Genomic DNA, 17,970 nt, shown 5'->3' on the forward strand with positions numbered 1-17,970 from the left:
GCCCCCCGTTCTTCAAGGAGATCCATGCTTTCGCTGACCATCGTGGTGCTGGCAACCGTCGCTGCGGGCTTCGTTGTCTGGGCCAATGACAAGCGGCACTCCAAATACGGCGCGGCCTTGCCTGCCGGTGTTGCCGTGGGTGTTGCGGCGCTGGCCTGGATCATCCTGATGACCGCGGGCTTCGGCTACCTTCCGGGAACCACGTGGCTTCCCTGGGTCCTGCCGATGGTCCTGGGCGTCGCCGCTGCCATCGCCGCTGTCGTCTACCTGGGCCGCACGCGCGCCCGCCGCGATACGGAACGCCTCACTGTCATCCTGCGGCGCTGACCGCCCGCAAGTTAGGACATGCGCGTGTGGCCACCACCCTGCAGGGTGGTGGCCACACGCGTATGTTCCGGGTTTCAGAGGAACTCCGCCCTGCCTTCCATCGCCGACGAGGCCAAGGCATGCTCCCGTCGCGGGATGCGCCCGGCTGCCCGGGCCATCCTGCCGGCGAGCACTGCATGCTTGAACGCCTCGCCCATGAGTGCAGGGTTCTGCGCCCGCGTCACCGCCGTGGCCAGCAGCACAGCGTCGCAGCCCAGCTCCATGGCCAGCGCCGCGTCCGATGCCGTGCCAATGCCGGCGTCCAGCACCACCGGCACCGAGGCACGGGACACGATGAGCTCGATATTGTGCGGGTTCAGGATTCCCAGGCCTGTCCCAATCGGGGCTCCGAGCGGCATGACGGCGGTGGCGCCAAGGTTCTCCAGCCGCAACGCCAGTACGGGGTCATCGTTGGTGTAGGCGAAGACCTTGAACCCCCGGTTAACCAGCTGCTCCGTGGCTTCCACCAGTTCGACAGCATCGGGCAGCAGGGTCTGCTCATCGGCAATAACTTCCAGCTTCACCCAGTCGGTCTCCAGGGCCTCCCGCGCAAGCTCCGCCGTCAGGACGGCATCCCTGGCCGTGAAGCAGCCTGCGGTGTTGGGCAGCACCCGGATCCCGTGGTCCACTAACAGCTGGAACAACGAGCCGGTCTCCGCAGTGGAGTACCGGCGCATGGCCACGGTGGTCAGGGCGGTGCCGGATGCCAGGAGTGCAGCGCCCAGGCCGTCCAGGCTGGGTGCCCCGCCGGTGCCCATGATCAGCCGGGATCCAAGGGCGACGCCGTCAATCACCAGGCCGTCGGCGGCCCCGGGATTCCCGGCCGGGTTGATGGTGCCTGTTTCGGTCATGGTGTCAGCCTCCCTGTACTGCTGTGACAAGTTCAATGTCGTCGCCCTCGGCGAGCGCCGTGGCGAACCATTGGCTCCGCGGCACCACCTGGGCATTATGGGCGACGGCGACCCCCAGCTTCCCGCCGTCGGTCGCCTGGCCGTTCGGTGCCAGCGGGCGTCCGGTGACCTGGCTGACGAGCGTGGTGATGGAGGTGCCGTCCGCCACCGTGTGGGTGTTTCCGTTCAGGGTGATGTTCACACTGTCTCCTTGGTGTGGTGGTTTGTGCGGGCGGCGGCCGGACGCGAGAACCGCTCCGGACTGAAGGGCGCCCAGCGCGGGTCGGCATGCCCGTCCAGCAACCCGGCGCAGATGGCTGCGGCAGCGGGAGTGAGCAGCACCCCGTGCCGGAAGAACCCGGTGGCGATGATGAGTCCGGGGACGTGCCCGGCCTTGTCGCCTGCAGATCCGGGGGTCGCCGGAACGCGGCCCAGCAGCGGCGCGTTGTCGGGGGTTCCGGGCCGGGCCCTTGCGGTGCACTCCAGCAGCTCCAGTTCGGCGACGGCGGGCACCAGCGCCTGGGCATCGCGCAGCAGCTGATAGACGCCCCCGGCGCTGACGGCATCGGACAGCGCGTCCTCGCGCTGGGTGGCTCCGATGACCACGGTCCCGTCCTGCCGGGGAACGATATAGACGGGGACACCGTGCACCAGCCCGCGCACCGTGGACGTCACAAGGGGCTGGAGGTGCTGCGGAACGGCGAGGCGGAGGATGTCTCCGTGTACGGGGCGCAGGGGCAGGTCGAGGCCGTCGGGCAGGCCGCCCAGGTCCCCTGCCTGCAGCCCGTTGGCCACGATCGTTTCCGTTGCCAGGACGGTGCCGCCGCCAGCCAGGCTGGCGCCGACGACGCTTCCGCCCTCCCACAGCAGGCCGCCGGCCCGGTCCGGCACGGCATACCCTTCCACTGCCCCTGCCACCGCCAGGCCAGGCTTCCCGCGGACGGCACCGGCGAGGGCCTGCCGGAGGGCAGCCAGCAGGCGGCGGGGATCGACCTGGTGGTCCGCAGGCGTGTCAAGGGCGCAGGCTATCGCGGGGCTGAGGAGTGGCTCGCGTTTGCGGGCGTCCCGTACGGTGAGTGGTTCCACGGCAAGTCCGTTGGCCTGCTGTACGGCGCGGAGGTCCATCAGCGCGCGGCGGTCCGCGGCGTCGGCACCCACGGCGAGTGTCGGCGTCGTCAGGTATCCGGAACCGGAGGTGGCTCCTGCGATGGCTGCGGCGAAACCGGGCCAGCGGGAGGAAGCGTCAAGCATCAGTTCCAGGAGGTCCTCCTCCTGGTAGTGCAGTTCGCTGACGGGGGCCAGCATTCCTGCGGCGGCCCAGCTGGCGCCGCTTCCGGGCGCGTCATCGATCAGGGCCACGGAGCGGCCGGAGCGCTGCGCCTCCCAGGCGATGCCATGGCCCACCACTCCGCCGCCGATGACGGCGACGTCCGCGCGGACCGAGGAACGGGGGGCACTGGACGGCCCGGCACGATGGTCAACGGGGGTGCTCATACGGTTCCTTCCCTACGCCGGCATTAACCGGATCAGGTCAAGCGGTCGGCTCTGACGCCCTCTCAGCCCGGCGCTTTGTGACAGCTGCCGCGGGCTCCCGCAGTACCAGGCCAGTTTAGAGGAACTAGGCTTGCAGGCATGAATGTGTCCGCTTCCTCCCTGCCCGCAGGCCCCCACGCTCCAGCAGCCCCGGCCGGCATAGCCGAAGTTGCCAACGCCGGCCACAACGACGCCCTGAAGGCGGCCCGCCTGTACCTGTGCACCGATGCACGCACTGCGCACGGCGACTTCGCGGAGTTTGTGGACGCCGCGTTTGCCGGCGGCGTGGACATCATCCAGCTGCGGGACAAGACCATCGAGGCCGCCGAGGAACTGGACCTCCTGGCGGCGTTGAAGGAGACCGCGGTACGCCATGGCCGGCTGTGGGCCGTCAATGACCGCGCCGATATTGCCGTGCTGTCCGGGGCACCGGTGTTCCACATCGGCCAAAAGGACCTTCCGCTGGCTGCGGCGCGCACGCTGGTCAACGGCAACGCCGCCATCGGCCTCTCCAGCCACACCACGGGCCAGGTCGACGCCGCCCTCGCTGCAACCGGCGGCCCGTCCGGGCTGGACTACTTCTGCGTTGGGCCGGTATGGGCCACACCCACCAAACCCGGCAGGGCCGCCGTCGGGCCTGAACTGGTGAAGTACGCCGCCGATGCCTCCGGGCAGGCCGGGGATCCGGTGCCGTGGTTTGCCATCGGCGGCATCGACCACGGAAACGTCCGCGAGGTGGTGGCGGCCGGTGCACGCCGGATCGTGGTGGTCCGCGCCATCACCGAGGCCGCCGACCCCGCGGCAGCCGCTGCCTCGCTCCTCGGCGCGCTGGACGGCTGAGACTGCTTAATCCCGGGACTTGGCGCTACGCTGAATTTTGTGTCGCATCATCGGTTGGCCCCTAACGTCCGTGACCACAGGAACGCCTTGGAAGAGGCGCTGGGCCTGCTGCGGACCGAACTTGAGCTGCCCGGGCCGTATCCTGCCGACGCGGTGGAAGACGCCCGGGCCGCCGTCGCGGCGCTGAAGCTGCCGTCCTACGACCTGACCGCCGTCGAGTTCGTGACTATCGATCCGGCGTCCTCCACGGACCTGGACCAGGCAGTCTTCATCGAACCGGACGGCACCGGCTACCGCGTCATGTATGCCATCGCCGACGTCCCCGCATTCGTTGCACCGGGCGGGCCGCTGGACGCCGAGACCCGGCGCCGCGGACAGACGTTCTACGCTCCGGACGGCCGGATCCCGCTGCATCCGGAGGTGATCAGCGAGGGGGCCGGCAGCCTGCTGCCCGGCCAGGAGTGCTCGGCTTTCGTCTGGGACTTCACGCTCGACGGCGAAGCGTCCGTGATTACCGTCGGCGTCCGGCGGGCGCGGGTCCGCAGCCGCGACAAGCTCAGCTACAAAGGTGCCCAGGCCGACCTCGACGCCGGGACCGCCCCACCCGTCCTCCGGCTGCTCCGCGAGGTGGGGCTGAAACGCGTGGCGCTGGAACGGGCACGGGAGGGCGCCAGCCTGAACATGCCCGAGCAGGAAATCGTCCAGCTGCCGGACGGCGGCTACCGGATTGACGCCGTCCCGCAGCTTCCCGTCGAGGACTGGAACGCGCAGATTTCGTTGATGACCGGAATGGCAGCCGCGCAGCTCATGCTTGAGGGCAAGGTGGGCATCCTGCGCACCATGCCCGCACCTGACGAGCGGTCGCTGCGGCACTTCCGGCTGCAGACCGAAGTGCTGGGCAGGCCGTGGGACGGGCAGGTCAGCTACGGCGAATACCTGCGGTCGCTCGATCCCACCGACCCGCGCCAGCTGGCCATCATGCATTCGGCCGGGATGCTGTTCCGCGGCGCGTCCTACACCGCCTTTGACGGGACGGTCCCCGAAGACGGTATCCAGTCCGCCATCGGCGCCGCCTACGCCCACACCACGGCGCCGCTGCGCCGCCTGGTGGACCGGTTCGTGCTGGTCATCTGCGAGGCCCTGAGCAACGGCGGCGATGTTCCCGGCTGGGCGCGCGAAGCCCTGCCCCTGCTTCCGGGCATCATGGCGGGATCGGACCAGCTGGCGTCAAGGATGGAGCGCCTGGCCCTGGATACCGTGGAAGCGGCACTGCTGCTGAACCACATCGGGCAGGAATTCGATGCGATCGTCATCTCCGGATCCAAGCCGCAGAACGGGAACGGCAACGGGAATGGCAAGAATGGAAATGGGAACGGCAGTTCGGGGTTATCCAGATTGCCGAACCGGCGGTGACCGCTCGGTGCGCCGGGGAGCTGGAGTCCGGCACCAAGGTCCGGGTACGGCTGGTTTCCTCCGATATCACCACCCGGCAGATCCACTTCGAGCTCGTTTCCTGAACGGCAGGCGGCCCCCCAGGCGGTCCGAAACCGTGTTTTTGTGCCCTTACGGCTAGACTGGAGGGGTAGAACTGGATGCCCGGTCGTTGATTTCCTTGATTTGAAACCAACAAGCCCGCCCCTACGCGATCTTGAGAAGTACCCGTTGGTCACCAGTGCCAGCATTAGATAGCCCGCGATCGGCTTCCACTGGAATCGCTTGCGCGCCTGAGCGTGCTCCGGAACGGCCAGCCCTGGCCGGCCCGTTGAGCAGGCAGCGCCATTGCCTAAATGAATAAGGAAACTCCCCTGTGAGTGAATTGCATACCCACCAGCTTCTGAGCGATGAGTCCGGCACGGAAACCATCGAGCCGGAAGAAACCATCGTCTCGGACGAAAAGCCGCACGAGATCGCGGAGAAGTCCTTCGCCGACTACAACGTCCGCGCCGACATCGTCGAATCGCTGGCTGATGCCGGCATCACCCACCCGTTCCCCATCCAGGCCATGACCCTGCCGGTGGCCCTGGCCGGGCATGACATCATCGGACAGGCCAAGACCGGCACCGGCAAGACCCTCGGGTTCGGCATTCCCGCCCTGCAGCGCGTCATGGGCCAGGACGATCCCGGATACGCCACGCTGGCCGTCCCCGGAGCCCCGCAGGCGCTGGTGATCGTTCCGACCCGCGAGCTTGCCGTGCAGGTGGCCAGCGACCTTCAGACGGCGTCCCGCAAACGCAATGCAAGAATCACCACTATTTATGGTGGCCGCGCGTACGAGCCCCAGGTCGACGCCCTCAAGCAGGGTGTCGAGGTAGTGGTGGGCACCCCCGGACGACTGATCGACCTCTATAAGCAGAAGCACCTGAGCCTGAAGAACGTGAAGCTCGTGGTCCTCGACGAAGCCGACGAAATGCTGGACCTCGGCTTCCTGCCGGACGTTGAGACCCTCATCGCCGGCACGCCCGCAGTCCGCCAGACGCTCCTGTTCTCGGCCACCATGCCCGGCCCGGTCATCGCCATGGCGCGCCGCTACATGACCCAGCCCACCCACATCCGGGCAGCCGATCCGGAGGATGAGGGCCTGACCAAGCGGGACATCCGCCAGCTCATTTACCGGGCACACAGCATGGACAAGGCCGAAGTGGTGGCACGCATCCTGCAGGCCCGTGGCCGCGGACGGACCATCATCTTCACCAAGACCAAGCGCACCGCTGCCAAGGTTGCCGAGGAACTGGTGGACCGCGGGTTCGCTGCCGCCGCCATCCACGGCGACCTGGGCCAGGGAGCCCGCGAGCAGGCGCTGCGCGCGTTCCGCAACAACAAGGTCGATGTCCTGGTGGCCACGGACGTGGCTGCCCGCGGCATCGACGTCGATGACGTCACCCACGTGATCAACTACCAGTGCGTGGAAGACGAGAAGATCTACCTGCACCGGGTGGGCCGCACCGGCCGCGCCGGCAACAAGGGCACGGCCGTGACCTTTGTTGACTGGGACGACGTTCCCCGCTGGGCCCTGATCAACAAGGCCCTGGGCCTGAATGTTCCCGAACCCGTGGAAACCTATTCGTCCTCGCCGCACCTGTTCACCGATCTTGACATCCCCGAGGGCACCAAGGGCCGCCTGCCCCGCGACAAGCGCACTCTGGCCGGGGTTGACGCCGAAGTACTCGAAGACCTCGGCGAAACCGGCAAGAAGAACAGCCGCAGCAGCCGCGACGCCGGCCGGTCACGCGACCGGGACGGACGGGCCCGTGGAAAGGCCGACGCCGGCAAGGGCGGCAGCCGCGAAGGCGGCCGGAGCAGTGACTCCGCTGGACGCTCAGGCGAGCGCCGTCGTCGTACCTCGACTCCGGAGGCCACGCCTGCCGGCGAGGCCGCCGCACCCGCAGCCGACGGCGAAAAGCCGAACCGCGCCCGCCGCACCCGCACGCGCACCCGCCGCCGCAACGGCGAAGTGGTGGCCGGCGCGGACAACAGCAGCCGCCCCGGCGCCTCCGAGGCCTAACCGCCCTGATGAGTGACACTGTTTGGGCGCCGGACGGCGGCAGCCTGGTGGTGCACGCGGACAACGCGGCGTACCTCCCCACACTGCCGGACGGCGCCTTCACGCTGATCTACGTGGATCCGCCCTTCAACACGGGCCGGCCGCAGCAGCGCCAGGAAACCCGGATGGTGGTTAACGCCGGCGGCAGCGGGGACCGGGTGGGCTTCAAGGGCCGCTCCTACGACACGATCAAGGGCGCCCTGCACCGCTACGATGACGCGTTCAGCGACTACTGGTCCTTCCTGGAACCCCGGCTGGTGGAGGCGTGGCGGCTGCTGGCCGACGACGGCACCCTGTACCTGCACCTGGACTACCGCGAGGTGCACTATGCCAAGGTGATGCTGGACGCCATCTTCGGCAGGGAGTGCTTCCTGAACGAAATCATCTGGGCGTATGACTACGGAGCCCGGGCCAAGAACCGGTGGCCCACCAAGCATGACAACATCCTGGTGTACGTCAAGAACCCCGCGAAGTACCACTTCGACAGCGCCGAGGTGGACCGCGAACCGTACATGGCGCCCGGCCTGGTAACTCCAGCCAAACGCGAACTGGGAAAGCTGCCCACCGACGTCTGGTGGCACACCATCGTCTCGCCCACCGGCAAGGAAAAGACCGGCTACCCGACGCAGAAACCCGAGGGCCTGGTCCGCCGCGTCGTCGCCGCTTCGTCGCGTCCCGGGGACTGGTGCCTGGACTTTTTCGCCGGCTCCGGCACGCTGGGGGCGGTTGCGGCCAAGCTCGGCCGGAAGTTCGTGTGCGTCGACCAGAACCAGCCGGCCATCGACATCATGGCCAAGCGGCTGGGTGCGCACGCCACGCTCACCTCATTCCTGCCCGCCGGTTAGCGCGGACTGCGCCCCTAAGGCCGGACGACGGCGGTTCCCGTGCCCTGTTCCTCGATCCGCGCCAGCATGTCCGGGGCCGTGAGGTTTTCGCCGAGCAGGTTGGGCTTGCCGGTGCCGTGGTAGTCGGAGGAACCGGTGATCAACAGGCCATGCCTGGCAGCGAGCCTGCGCAGGAAGTCCCGGCCCTCTTCCGGATTGTCCCGGTGGTCGATCTCCAGGCCGGCCAGGCCGGCGTCGATCATCTCCCGGTAGGTCCGCTCCCCTACGATCCGCCCCCGGGCGGAGGCCACGGGATGGGCAAACACCGGCACGCCGCCGGCGGCACGGACAAGGTCGACGGCGGTGGCCGGGTCCGGGGCGTAGTGCGGGATGAAGTAGCGGGACCGGGAGGTGAGGATGGAGGCGAACGCCTCGGAACGGTCCTCCACCACACCCGCGGCAACGAGGGCGTCGGCGATGTGCGGGCGGCCGAGGGTGGCGCCGGGCGCTACATGGTGGATTACGTCGTCCCAGGTGAGCGGGTAGTCCTCGGCGAGGATGGTGACCATCCGTTCGGCGCGGGTCAGGCGGGAGTCCTTGGCCTTGGTGATTTCCTCGAGGAGCCCGGGATGGGTGGGGTCGTGCAGGTAGCTCAGGAGGTGGACGCTGATGCCTTCCTCCGTCCGGCAGGAGACTTCCATGCCCGGTACCAGGGCCACTCCGCAGGTGGCTGCGGCCGCGGCGGCTTCCGCCCAGCCTGCCGTTGAATCGTGGTCCGTCAGAGCTACCACGTCCAGTCCCGCGCGGGCAGCAGAGGCCATGACATCGGCCGGGGTCTCGGTGCCGTCGGAGACGTTGGAGTGGGCATGCAGGTCAATCCTCACTTATCCAGCGTAGTGGACCCGGGACGGGAGACCGGGGAGGCCCGTTCGCATAGCCGGGACGCTGGTGAGACGATGGTGCCGTGAACGATGCCGAAAACACCCAAAACTCTGCTTCCCAGCCGCTGGAGGACCGCGTCAACAACCGCTCCCAGCGGCCCAGTTCCAACGCCTTCAAGGCCTTCATGGCCAGCAACTGGGCACCCGCCACCCAGGAGCTCCCCCAGCGCGATGCCGTCGCCCCCTACGCCGCAAACCGGCGCAAGGCCATCTCGGCCCAGTTCAAGGGCGAACGGCTGGTCATCCCCGCGGGGCCGCTCAAGGTCCGCTCCAACGACTGCGACTACCGCTTCCGCCCGCACTCCGGCTTCGCGCACCTGACCGGCCTCGGCCTGGACCACGAACCGGACGCAGTCCTGATCCTGGAACCGGTGGAAGAAGGAACGGGCGACGACGGCGCGAACCACCGCGCGACGCTGTACTTCCGGCCGCTGGCCGGCCGGGACACCGAACAGTTCTACGCGGACTCGCGCTCCGGTGAGTTCTGGATCGGGGCCCGTCCCACCCTCGAAGAATTCGAGGCCCGGCTTGGACTGGCCACCGCCCACATCGACCAGTTGGAAACGGCAATCACCAAGGACGTTGGCGCCCCGGAGATCGGCGGAATCTCCATCCGCCTGGTCCGCAAGGTTGACGAAAACATCGACGCACTGGTGGACACGGCCCGGTACAACACGGCCAAGGATCCCGAGAACCTGGACCTTGAAGTGCTCGATGCCCTGGACGAGAAGCTCAGCGAAGCCCTCTCCGAACTGCGCCTGCTCAAGGATGAGTGGGAAATCGAGCAGATGAAGATCGCCGTGTCCGCCACGGTCGAGGGATTCGAAGAGGTGGTCAAGGCCCTGCCCCGGGCCCTCACGCATGCCCGCGGCGAACGCGTGGTGGAGGGTGCCTTCTTCGCCCGTGCCCGTGAGGTGGGCAACGAACTGGGCTATGACACCATCGCCGCATCCGGCAACAACGCCACCGTGCTGCACTGGACCCGCAACACGGGGCGCATCCACGCCGGCGAACTGCTGCTCCTGGACGCCGGCGTCGAGGCCGACTCGCTCTACACGGCGGACATCACCCGGACGCTTCCGGCCAGCGGCACCTTCAGCGGGATCCAGCGCAAGGTCTACCAGGCGGTCCTCGACGCCGCCGACGCCGGATTCGCAGCCGCGCAGCCCGGGACCAAGTTCCGCGACATCCACACAGCGGCCACCACGGTCCTGGCAGAACGCCTCGCCGAATGGGGCATCCTGCCTGTCAGCGTGGAGGAGGCAATCAGCCCCGAGGGCCAGCAGCACCGCCGCTGGATGCCGCACGGCACCAGCCACCACCTGGGCCTCGACGTCCACGACTGCGCCCAGGCCAAGCGGGAACTCTACCTCGACGGCGTCCTCACCGAGGGCATGGTGTTCACCATCGAACCGGGCCTGTACTTCAAGAAGGAGGACCTGGCCATCCCGGAGGAATACCGCGGCATCGGTGTCAGGATCGAGGACGACATCCTCATGGCCGCCGACGGCCCCGTCAACCTCAGCGCCGCCCTTCCACGCAATGCGGAGGATGTGGAGGACTGGATGGCCGGGATCTACCGGACCGAAGAAGCCTAGGCAACACCCAGGCACGAAAGAGCGGGGCCGCCGGATTCATTCCAGCGGCCCCACTCTTTGTGTGCGTACCGGTTTCTCCCGTGCGGCGCGTGGACCCGTGGTCCCGGACGCACCGGACCGCGGTTACTGGCGGTCGTCGCCCCGGTGCTGGCCGCCCTGGGCACCATAGCCGGTATCAGACGGATGCCCGCTACCGTCCTGCGCGTGGTCTCCTGCCGGGTGTTCAGCAGGGCGTTCCGCGGCGTCTTCCATTCCCGGCTGACCCCCGGCCGGCCCCTGGGGAACGCGGACGCCGTACTGCGGGCGGCCGTCGGGCAGGTCCGGGTAGCGGACCGCGGAACGGACCGGCTGCTGGGCGGCGTGCTGCTGGCCGCCGTCGTAGTGCTGCGGCGGCTGCTGGCCGCTCTGCTGCTGGCTGCCGTCCTCCGGGTACCCGTGGCCTTCCTGGGCCGGTCCGCCCTGGGCTGACGGGCCGGAGGACCTCTGGCCGTAGGGATCGTTCCAGCCGGTGGGACGGGCCGGGCCCTGTCCCTGCTGCTGGTGGTGCTGCTGCTGGTATGGCTGGTTGTGGTAGTCGTGCTGCGTGTACGGGCCGTGGCCGGATGCTGCGTCGGAACGGGACATGGGCAGCTGCTGCAGGAGGCGCCGGGCCTCGTGGGCTGCCTCGGGGGCCACGATCACGTCATAGCTGGTGGCCACCACCTGGCTGGTGGAGGTGAAGTCCCGCTTGCCGCGCTGCATGGCGTAGGTGACGATGCCGAAGAGCATGAAGAACGCCGCGCCCATCAGCACCGACGTCATGATCGAGAAGTAGGCCTGCGATGAGGCGAAGAAGGAGAGCATGACGCCCACGAACAAGCCGAACCACATGCCGCTCAGGGCCCCGGAGAGCGCCACCCGCGGGTAGCTCAGGCGCCCCGTGACACGTTCCACCATCTTCAGTTCGTTGCCCACGATGGACACCATCTGGACCGGGAACTGCTGGTCCGCCAGGTAATCGACCGCCTTCTGGGCGTCGAGGTAGGACGTGTAGGAGCCAACGGTGTCGCCGGTGGGAACAGCCCGGGCATCATCGGGTCCGCTCGCGGCGCCGGGCTTGGGACCACCAAAAATGTTCGACATAAAACCATTCTTGCCCATGAAGGTGGGTGCCGCCTGTAAATTCAGCTAAAAGAGAGCAGACTCGGTAGCCTGTAGTGGTGAGCACAACACCTACCCGCGTCTTCGTGGCACGCCTTCTTGGCCTCGACGTCTTCGACCCGCTGGGCGACCGGCTGGGCCGGCTGCGCGATGTTGTTGTGCTGTCGCGGGGGACCCAGGGAGCCCCGCACGTGGTGGGCATCGTGGTGGAAGTGCCGGGAAAGAAGCGGGTCTTCGTGCCCATGACCCGCATTACCTCGATCGACCAGACCCAGGTTATCTGCACCGGCCTGGTGAACCTGCGCCGCTTTGAGCAGCGCGGGGCGGAAACCCTGGTGGTGGCCGAAATGTTCGACCGGCGGGTCACCCTCCGTGACGGCAGCGGCGACGCCACCATCGAGGACATCGCCATCGACCAGCACCGGTCCCGCGACTGGTTCGTCAGCAAGCTCTTTGTCCGGCGCGGACACTCCCTCTCGCCCTTGAGCCGGCTGCGCCGCAACGAAACGCTGATCATCGACTGGGCGGACGCCCAGCAGGGACCGCGCACCGAGCCACAGGCAGCCACCCAGTTCGTGGCCAACCACGAGGACCTCAAACCCGCCGACTTCGCCGAAGCCCTGCAGGAGATGAGCGACAAGCGCCGGTTCGAGGTGGCCAGCGAGCTGCAGGACGAACGGCTGGCAGACGTCCTCCAGGAACTGCCGGAGGACGACCAGGTGGAGATCCTCTCCGCCCTGGATGTCCAGCGCGCCGCTGACGTCCTTGAGGAGATGGATCCCGACGACGCCGCCGACCTTCTCGGTGAACTCCCCTCCGCCCAGGCCGAGGAACTGCTCCAGCTCATGGAGCCCGAGGGCGCCGAGGACGTCCGGCGCCTCCTTGAGTACGACGAGGACACTGCCGGCGGCCTGATGACGCCGGTACCGGTCATCCTTCCCCCGGAAGCCACGGTTGCCGAGGCCCTCGCCCACGTCCGCCGGGAGGAGCTTTCCCCGGCCCTGGCGTCGTCCATCTTCATTGCCCGGCCGCCACTCGAAACGCCGACAGGCCGGTTCCTGGGCGTGGTGCACATCCAGCAACTGCTGCGCTTCCCGCCGTTCGAGGCACTGGGAAACCTGGTGGACAAGAATCTCGAACCGCTGTCGGACCAGGCCCACATCAGCGAAGTGGCCCGGACCTTGGCTACCTATAACCTGAACTCCCTCCCCGTGGTCAATGACGCCGGCCGGCTTGTGGGGCGGTGACTGTTGATGACGTATTGGATCACTTGTTGCCGGACGACTGGCGCGCCCACGACGGCGAAGCCCCGATAAGAAAGCTCGGTGGCCGTATTGGCTGATAACAGCGCTCCGAAGAACCCCAACCAGCGGAACCTGGCCACTGCGGAATCAAAAGGCAGTCTCGATACGCCCCTAAGCGCGCGCCAGCGGATCCTGCCCAAGTTCAAGCCCGATCCAGACGCGTTCGGCCATGCCACCGAGGGCTTTGCCCGGTTCATGGGCACGCCGCAGTTCCTGGTCTACATGACCGTCTTCTGCATCTTCTGGTTGGGCTGGAACACCTGGGCGCCGGTGGAGTGGCAGTTCGATTCGCGGGACCTGGGTTTCACCCTCCTGACCCTGATGCTCTCGCTGCAGGCCTCCTACGCCGCTCCCCTGCTGCTGCTTGCGCAGAACCGGCAGGATGACCGCGACCGCGTCTCGCTGCAGCAGGACCGCCAGCGGGCCGAGCGGAACCTGTCCGATACCGAGTACCTGACCCGGGAGCTGGCCTCCCTGCGGATCGCGCTGCGCGAGGTGGCCACCCGCGACTATGTCAGGGCCGAGCTGCGCTCACTCCTGGAAGACCTCCTTGAAGCACAAGAGGAACTGCGGACCCACGATGACACGGGCCCCGGTTCGCACGAATCCCCCCGTGACAAGTTGAAGGACAAACTCCGCGAACAGCGGGACCGGCAGCGCAACCCGCGCACCCAGCAGATCCCCCGGATCAAGCCCGGCCACTCCACACAGGACCGTTCATGAGCGAACCCATTGCCCGCACGGCGTTGGCTGGGGCAGTCAACGCCGCCCTTGCCACAGTGATCGACCCCGAACTCCGGCGCCCCATCACCGAACTGGGCATGGTGGATTCCGTCCAGGTGGCCGACGACGGCAAGGTCACCGTGGCAGTCCTGCTCACCATTGCGGGGTGCCCGCTGCGGGACACCATTACTGCCGATTCCCAGAAGGCCCTGTCGTCGGTGCCCGGCGTGACCGCCGTCGACGTCCAGCTCAAGGTGATGGACCAGACCCAGCGTGACGCCCTCAAGGAGAAACTGCGTGGCCCGGGCGGCCAGCGCAGGATTCCCTTCAACGAGCCTGATTCCTTGACCAAGGTCTACGCGGTGGCCAGCGGCAAGGGCGGCGTGGGCAAGTCCTCGGTGACGGTCAACCTGGCCACCGCCCTGGCCGCCCGGGGCCTCCGGGTGGGAATCGTGGACGCTGACGTCTACGGTTTCTCCGTTCCAGCCCTTCTGGGAATCACGCAAAAACCCACCCAGGTGGACGACATGATCCTTCCCCCCGTTGCGTACGGGGTAAAGGTCATCTCTATCGGCATGTTCGTCACCGGCAACCAGCCGGTGGCATGGCGCGGACCCATGCTGCACCGGGCCTTGGAGCAGTTTCTCACGGACGTCTACTTCGGGGACCTGGACGCCCTCTTCCTGGACCTCCCGCCGGGTACCGGTGACATCGCCATCTCCGTGGCCCAACTGCTGCCCAAGGCCGAAATCCTGGTGGTTACCACGCCCCAGGCAGCCGCAGCCGACGTCGCCGAACGGGCCGGCGCCATCGCCACCCAGACGGGGCAGAAAATTGCCGGTGTCATCGAGAACATGTCCTACCTGGAGATGCCCGACGGCGGCCGGATGGAGCTCTTCGGAAGCGGCGGCGGGACGGTACTCACGGAACGGCTCAGCGCCACCGTGGGGGCGGACGTTCCGCTGCTGGGACAGATTCCCCTGGACATTCAATTGCGCGAGGGCGGGGATGCAGGGGTTCCGGTTGTCCTTGGCAGGCCCGGGACCGCGGCGGCTTCCGCCCTGGCCGGGATCGCCGGCCGGCTTGCCACAGCACCGCGAGGCCTTGCCGGGATGAAGCTGGGGCTGCAGCCCCGCTGACCTGCCTAGGTGGCTTCGGTATCGAACGGCGCGGCCTCGCCGGGGGCGAGCCTCTGCACTACCCTTTCCGGGCGCTTTGGTGAGGCATCAGCCGCGGCTGCGGCGCCGGCGACGGCAGCCACGGCGGCGGGAGCGCCTGCGCTGACCGGTTTGGTGTCGTCGTCGAGCAGTGCTTCCTTGATGATGCGGCGGGGATCGTACTGGCGGGGATCGTATTTCTTCCAGTCGACATCGTCGATGTCGATGCCCACTTCTTCCTTGATTTGTTCCCGGGCACCGTTGGCCATCCGGCGGACTTCCTTGACCAGGTTGGCCAGCTTCTGCGTATATTCCGGCAGCCGCTTGGGGCCGATCACCAGCACACCGATGATCAGCAGAAGAATGAACTCCGGGCCGTTGATTCCAAACACTTTAGGAAGATTACCCTCTCCGGGCTGCGAGTGACGATTCCCATCCGGCGGACGGGTGAACAGTCCGTGTCATTGGGTGAACAGGGCCGCGATCTTGTTGATTCCGCGCTCCAGCCGTGCATCCAGGGGTTCCGCAGCCTGGCCGTCGGGCTGCTCCGGGACGGATGCCGCGACCCCCTCCATGGCGGAATCGGCAAGCCGTTCGAGGATCGGCATGGCGTCGCCGGCCTTATCCGCGGGCAGGTCGGAGCGGTAGGTGATGGTCAGGCCTGCAGCCCGGTAGGTGGCGGACGCCGGGGACGTGGCCCACGCGTGCGCCGGACCTGTGCCCTGGCTGGCGGGGTGCTGTTCCGTGACCGTGGCGTGATGGGCGCCGTCAGTGAGCTGCAGTTCCACTGCAGGTTCCCCGTCAACCACCAGTGCCCGCGCGGCTTCCAGGTGGAATCCCATGGCCTGGAGGTCCGGACAAGCCCAACCCTCGGAACGGAGGGTGGCGAGCTGGGCGGCACTCAAAGTCCTGCCATCAGCGGGAGTTTGGGACGAAACGTGCGAGAAAGCAGCCTCGGGCCCGGCCTGTTCGCTGGCGGTGGGGTCCCCCGCTGCGGTGAACGCACCGACGGCCAGCACCCCGGCGGCCGCCATGGTTCCGCCCGCGGTCAGGGCCAGCGCCCGCGCGGCGAGGCGCGAGGTGCCGCCTTGGGGTACCGGCGCGGGCGGCTGGGCGGCCAGTTCGTGGGTGCGGGCCAGCAGCCGGGCGGTCAGGTCCTGGCTGGCGGGCGGGATGGGAGCATCGCGGAGGCGCTCCAAGTATTGCCGTTCCCGGCGCAGGGTGGCGGCACACTCCTGGCAGGCCTCGAGGTGGCTGCCGGTGCGCTGATGCCTGCCGCCAAAAGGAAACTGGGACCTCATGTGCCGATCAGAGGATGCCGGCGATGCGCGGCATCGAAAGCTTGCGGCGGGACTGCTGCGGGCGTGGATCACGGTGGGCCAGCTTCTCGCGGAGCATGGTCCTGCCACGGTGGATGCGGGACCTGACGGTGCCCAGCTTGACGCCCAGCGCCTCGGCTACCTCGTCGTAGGAGAGCCCCTCGAGGTCGCACAGGACCACGGCGGCACGGAAGTCCGGCGGCAGCTCTTCCAGGGCAGCCTGTACGTCCAGGTCCAGGTTGTTCAGCTCGAAGCTTTGCTCCGGTCCCGGCTCACGGCCGGGCAGGCGGGACTCCGCGTCCTCTGCCAGGGCGTCGAAACGGATGCGGGTCCTGCGCCGGGCCTGGTCAAGGAACAGGTTGGTGGTGATGCGGTGCAGCCACCCATCAAGGGTTCCGGGCTTGAAGTTCTCCAGCGAACGGAACACGCGGACAAAGACCTCCTGGGTGAGGTCCTCGGCGTCGTACTTGTTTCCGGTCAGGCGGTAGGCCAGCCGGTATACCTTCGCAGAGTGGTTGGTGACCACTTCTTCCCAGGTGGGACGGACCCACTCATCGTCGGGATTGTTTACTGCAGGGACAGGTGCCACTACTGAAGATGACATCGTCCACTCCCCTCGTGGAATGCTAACGCCCGGATACTGTTGACATCTCTGATTCGGCGCCGGTCACCTTTTGGATGAGCGGAAATCAATCATGTCAAACTTGGCTGGGAATTTCCTGATTACCTGCAAACTTCAGCGTTCGGCGCAACGGCTGCTTTCCGTTCCGGCAGGGCCGGACACAGTAGGCTTGGGGGGACATTCCCTTTACGCCCAGAAAGCGATTATTCATGAGCGCCGACAAGTCCAGCAGCTGGTCCTATGCAGAAGATCTGCCCGCTGAGGATGAGGTAATGCTTCGGGCGCGGGAACGTTCCTTTGAACTGGGGGTCAGCGCCATCAGCCCCGGAGTGGGCGCTGTCCTCACGGTATTGGCCGCTGCCTCGAAAGCCCAGACCGTCGTGGAGATCGGCACCGGCGCCGGCGTCTCGGGCGTCTGCCTGCTGCGCGGCCTCGGCGCGCACGCCGTCCTGACCACCATCGATGTGGACGTGGAGCACCTGCGGGCTGCCCGCGAAGCGTTTGCGGAGGCCGGCAGCCCCGCCAACCGGACCCGGACCATTTCCGGCCGGGCGGGCGACGTCCTGCCACGGCTTACGGACGGCGCCTACGACCTTGTCTTCATCGATGCGGACAAGCCGGGCCTGCCGGGCTACGTGGAACAGGCCATCCGGCTGCTCAAGCGCTCAGGGTTGCTGGTGATCAACGATGCGCTGGACAAGGACAAGGTAGCCAACCCTGCCGGCCGCGAGCCCAACACGGTGACCCTGCGGCAGGTGGGCAAGGCAATCCGCGACGACGACAGGCTGGCATCCGCCATGCTCCCCACAGGCGACGGCCTGCTGGTCGCGGTCAAGAAGTAGTTCCTGCATAAAGGTCAGGGTGCGCAGCCCGCGGGCTGCGCACCCTGACCGGCACGACTATTCGGTAACGCCTACCAGGCATTCCTTGAGGTTGGCTGCTTCGGCAGCGTTCAATTCGACCACCAGGCGCCCGCCGCCTTCGAGCGGGACCCGCATGATCAGGCTTCGGCCCTCCTTGGTGACTTCCATTGGGCCGTCTCCGGTGCGTGGTTTCATAGCCGCCATGAGGAATTCCCCTCCATTTTGTCCCAGGACTAATCAGCCCGGGCGGGCTGCGTCCGCATGTCGATCAGGCCGCTGTGGCGGGGTGGTTGGCACACCGCCAATGCT

At 67.5% G+C, this 17,970-nt stretch carries 17 protein-coding genes, 2 pseudogenes and 1 riboswitch; of the genes and pseudogenes, 10 read left to right on the forward strand and 9 right to left on the reverse strand.

The window, feature by feature from the left end; genetic code table 11:
• The first annotated feature begins 24 nt into the window (after window positions 1-24).
• The gene (locus NIBR502770_RS11145; RefSeq protein WP_141159911.1) at window positions 25-327 is read left to right on the forward strand and encodes a hypothetical protein; all 303 of its coding nucleotides are present in this window, start codon (window positions 25-27) and stop codon (window positions 325-327) included.
• 74 nt (window positions 328-401) lie between these two features.
• Here the strand turns inward: NIBR502770_RS11145 and NIBR502770_RS11150 are convergent, their stop codons facing one another.
• The 3 genes from NIBR502770_RS11150 to thiO form a co-directional block, all read right to left on the reverse strand.
• Window positions 402-1,217, reverse strand: a complete 816-nt coding sequence (locus NIBR502770_RS11150; protein ID WP_141159910.1) for a thiazole synthase — start codon at window positions 1,215-1,217, stop codon at window positions 402-404.
• A gap of 4 nt (window positions 1,218-1,221) precedes the next feature.
• A complete protein-coding gene (gene thiS / locus NIBR502770_RS11155; protein WP_141159909.1) occupies window positions 1,222-1,458 on the reverse strand; it encodes a sulfur carrier protein ThiS in 237 nt (78 codons plus the stop codon).
• Window positions 1,455-2,750 (reverse strand): glycine oxidase ThiO, encoded by a 1,296-nt coding sequence (thiO, locus tag NIBR502770_RS11160; protein ID WP_141181965.1) that lies wholly within the window; start codon window positions 2,748-2,750, stop codon window positions 1,455-1,457. Before thiO ends, thiS begins: the two co-directional genes overlap by 4 nt.
• Window positions 2,743-2,861: riboswitch (TPP riboswitch) on the reverse strand. Its footprint overlaps the gene before it by 8 nt.
• 27 nt (window positions 2,862-2,888) lie before the next feature.
• On the opposite strand from thiO, the gene thiE reads away from it, so the two are divergent.
• The 4 genes and pseudogenes from thiE (at window position 2,889) to NIBR502770_RS11180 (ending at window position 8,015) form a co-directional block, all read left to right on the forward strand.
• The gene (gene thiE, locus NIBR502770_RS11165) at window positions 2,889-3,629 is read left to right on the forward strand and encodes a thiamine phosphate synthase (protein ID WP_141159907.1); all 741 of its coding nucleotides are present in this window, start codon (window positions 2,889-2,891) and stop codon (window positions 3,627-3,629) included.
• Between the two features lie 39 nt (window positions 3,630-3,668).
• Window positions 3,669-5,146 (forward strand): annotated as a pseudogene (locus NIBR502770_RS11170) (RNB domain-containing ribonuclease).
• Between the two features lie 290 nt (window positions 5,147-5,436).
• Complete coding sequence (locus NIBR502770_RS11175; protein WP_141181966.1) at window positions 5,437-7,131, forward strand: DEAD/DEAH box helicase; 1,695 nt, start codon at window positions 5,437-5,439, stop codon at window positions 7,129-7,131.
• Window positions 7,132-7,139: 8 nt separating this feature from the next.
• Window positions 7,140-8,015 carry a site-specific DNA-methyltransferase gene (locus NIBR502770_RS11180; protein ID WP_141181967.1) on the forward strand — a complete coding sequence of 292 codons (876 nt, stop codon included), beginning with the start codon at window positions 7,140-7,142 and terminating at the stop codon, window positions 8,013-8,015.
• Window positions 8,016-8,029: 14 nt separating this feature from the next.
• Here the strand turns inward: NIBR502770_RS11180 and NIBR502770_RS11185 are convergent, their stop codons facing one another.
• Window positions 8,030-8,878, reverse strand: a complete 849-nt coding sequence (locus tag NIBR502770_RS11185; protein ID WP_141159903.1) for a PHP domain-containing protein — start codon at window positions 8,876-8,878, stop codon at window positions 8,030-8,032.
• An 80-nt stretch (window positions 8,879-8,958) separates the two neighbouring features.
• Here NIBR502770_RS11185 and NIBR502770_RS11190 point away from each other — a divergent pair, with 80 nt between their 5' ends.
• Window positions 8,959-10,533, forward strand: a complete 1,575-nt coding sequence (locus tag NIBR502770_RS11190; RefSeq protein ID WP_141181968.1) for an aminopeptidase P family protein — start codon at window positions 8,959-8,961, stop codon at window positions 10,531-10,533.
• A gap of 123 nt (window positions 10,534-10,656) precedes the next feature.
• Here NIBR502770_RS11190 and NIBR502770_RS11195 read toward each other — a convergent pair whose 3' ends face one another.
• Entirely contained in the window at window positions 10,657-11,655 is a 999-nt protein-coding gene (locus NIBR502770_RS11195) for a general stress protein (RefSeq protein ID WP_141181969.1), read from the reverse strand.
• A 77-nt stretch (window positions 11,656-11,732) separates the two neighbouring features.
• On the opposite strand from NIBR502770_RS11195, the pseudogene NIBR502770_RS11200 reads away from it, so the two are divergent.
• The 3 genes and pseudogenes from NIBR502770_RS11200 (at window position 11,733) to NIBR502770_RS11210 (ending at window position 14,839) form a co-directional block, all read left to right on the forward strand.
• Window positions 11,733-13,015 (forward strand): annotated as a pseudogene (locus NIBR502770_RS11200) (magnesium transporter MgtE N-terminal domain-containing protein).
• Window positions 12,999-13,700, forward strand: coding sequence for a DUF1003 domain-containing protein (locus NIBR502770_RS11205; RefSeq protein WP_141181970.1), 702 nt, complete (start codon window positions 12,999-13,001; stop codon window positions 13,698-13,700). Before NIBR502770_RS11200 ends, NIBR502770_RS11205 begins: the two are co-directional and overlap by 17 nt.
• Entirely contained in the window at window positions 13,697-14,839 is a 1,143-nt protein-coding gene (locus tag NIBR502770_RS11210) for an Mrp/NBP35 family ATP-binding protein (RefSeq protein WP_141181971.1), read from the forward strand. The genes NIBR502770_RS11205 and NIBR502770_RS11210 overlap by 4 nt, the downstream gene beginning before the upstream one ends.
• Before the next feature lie 5 nt (window positions 14,840-14,844).
• Here NIBR502770_RS11210 and NIBR502770_RS11215 read toward each other — a convergent pair whose 3' ends face one another.
• The 3 genes from NIBR502770_RS11215 to sigE form a co-directional block, all read right to left on the reverse strand.
• Complete coding sequence (locus NIBR502770_RS11215) at window positions 14,845-15,249, reverse strand: Sec-independent protein translocase TatB (protein WP_141159897.1); 405 nt, start codon at window positions 15,247-15,249, stop codon at window positions 14,845-14,847.
• Window positions 15,250-15,318: 69 nt separating this feature from the next.
• The gene (locus tag NIBR502770_RS11220) at window positions 15,319-16,158 is read right to left on the reverse strand and encodes an anti-sigma factor (RefSeq protein WP_141181972.1); all 840 of its coding nucleotides are present in this window, start codon (window positions 16,156-16,158) and stop codon (window positions 15,319-15,321) included.
• 7 nt (window positions 16,159-16,165) lie between these two features.
• On the reverse strand, window positions 16,166-16,780 hold the full coding sequence (gene sigE / locus NIBR502770_RS11225) for an RNA polymerase sigma factor SigE (RefSeq protein WP_141159895.1): 615 nt from the start codon (window positions 16,778-16,780) through the stop codon (window positions 16,166-16,168).
• A gap of 227 nt (window positions 16,781-17,007) precedes the next feature.
• Here sigE and NIBR502770_RS11230 point away from each other — a divergent pair, with 227 nt between their 5' ends.
• Window positions 17,008-17,640: an O-methyltransferase gene (locus NIBR502770_RS11230; RefSeq protein ID WP_141159894.1), complete on the forward strand. Its 633-nt coding sequence runs from the start codon at window positions 17,008-17,010 to the stop codon at window positions 17,638-17,640.
• Between the two features lie 57 nt (window positions 17,641-17,697).
• Here the strand turns inward: NIBR502770_RS11230 and NIBR502770_RS11235 are convergent, their stop codons facing one another.
• Entirely contained in the window at window positions 17,698-17,865 is a 168-nt protein-coding gene (locus NIBR502770_RS11235) for a DUF3117 domain-containing protein (protein ID WP_009357720.1), read from the reverse strand.
• Between the last annotated feature and the right edge of the window lie 105 nt (window positions 17,866-17,970).

Source organism: Pseudarthrobacter sp. NIBRBAC000502770 (genome assembly GCF_006517815.1).
In the GTDB taxonomy this organism is placed as follows: domain Bacteria; phylum Actinomycetota; class Actinomycetes; order Actinomycetales; family Micrococcaceae; genus Arthrobacter; species Arthrobacter niigatensis.

Bases quoted from the DNA above. Each gene is read 5' to 3' on its own strand.
- NIBR502770_RS11210 (WP_141181971.1), top strand. From the start codon at position 13,697: ATGAGCGAACCCATTGCCCGCACGGCGTTGGCTGGGGCAGTCAACGCC.
- NIBR502770_RS11145 (WP_141159911.1), top strand. From the start codon at position 25: ATGCTTTCGCTGACCATCGTGGTGCTGGCAACCGTCGCTGCGGGCTTC.
- thiE (WP_141159907.1), top strand. From the start codon at position 2,889: ATGAATGTGTCCGCTTCCTCCCTGCCCGCAGGCCCCCACGCTCCAGCA.
- NIBR502770_RS11150 (WP_141159910.1), bottom strand. From the start codon at position 1,217: ATGACCGAAACAGGCACCATCAACCCGGCCGGGAATCCCGGGGCCGCC.
- thiO (WP_141181965.1), bottom strand. From the start codon at position 2,750: ATGAGCACCCCCGTTGACCATCGTGCCGGGCCGTCCAGTGCCCCCCGT.
- NIBR502770_RS11235 (WP_009357720.1), bottom strand. From the start codon at position 17,865: ATGGCGGCTATGAAACCACGCACCGGAGACGGCCCAATGGAAGTCACC.
- NIBR502770_RS11230 (WP_141159894.1), top strand. From the start codon at position 17,008: ATGAGCGCCGACAAGTCCAGCAGCTGGTCCTATGCAGAAGATCTGCCC.
- NIBR502770_RS11220 (WP_141181972.1), bottom strand. From the start codon at position 16,158: ATGAGGTCCCAGTTTCCTTTTGGCGGCAGGCATCAGCGCACCGGCAGC.
- sigE (WP_141159895.1), bottom strand. From the start codon at position 16,780: ATGTCATCTTCAGTAGTGGCACCTGTCCCTGCAGTAAACAATCCCGAC.
- NIBR502770_RS11195 (WP_141181969.1), bottom strand. From the start codon at position 11,655: ATGTCGAACATTTTTGGTGGTCCCAAGCCCGGCGCCGCGAGCGGACCC.
- NIBR502770_RS11180 (WP_141181967.1), top strand. From the start codon at position 7,140: ATGAGTGACACTGTTTGGGCGCCGGACGGCGGCAGCCTGGTGGTGCAC.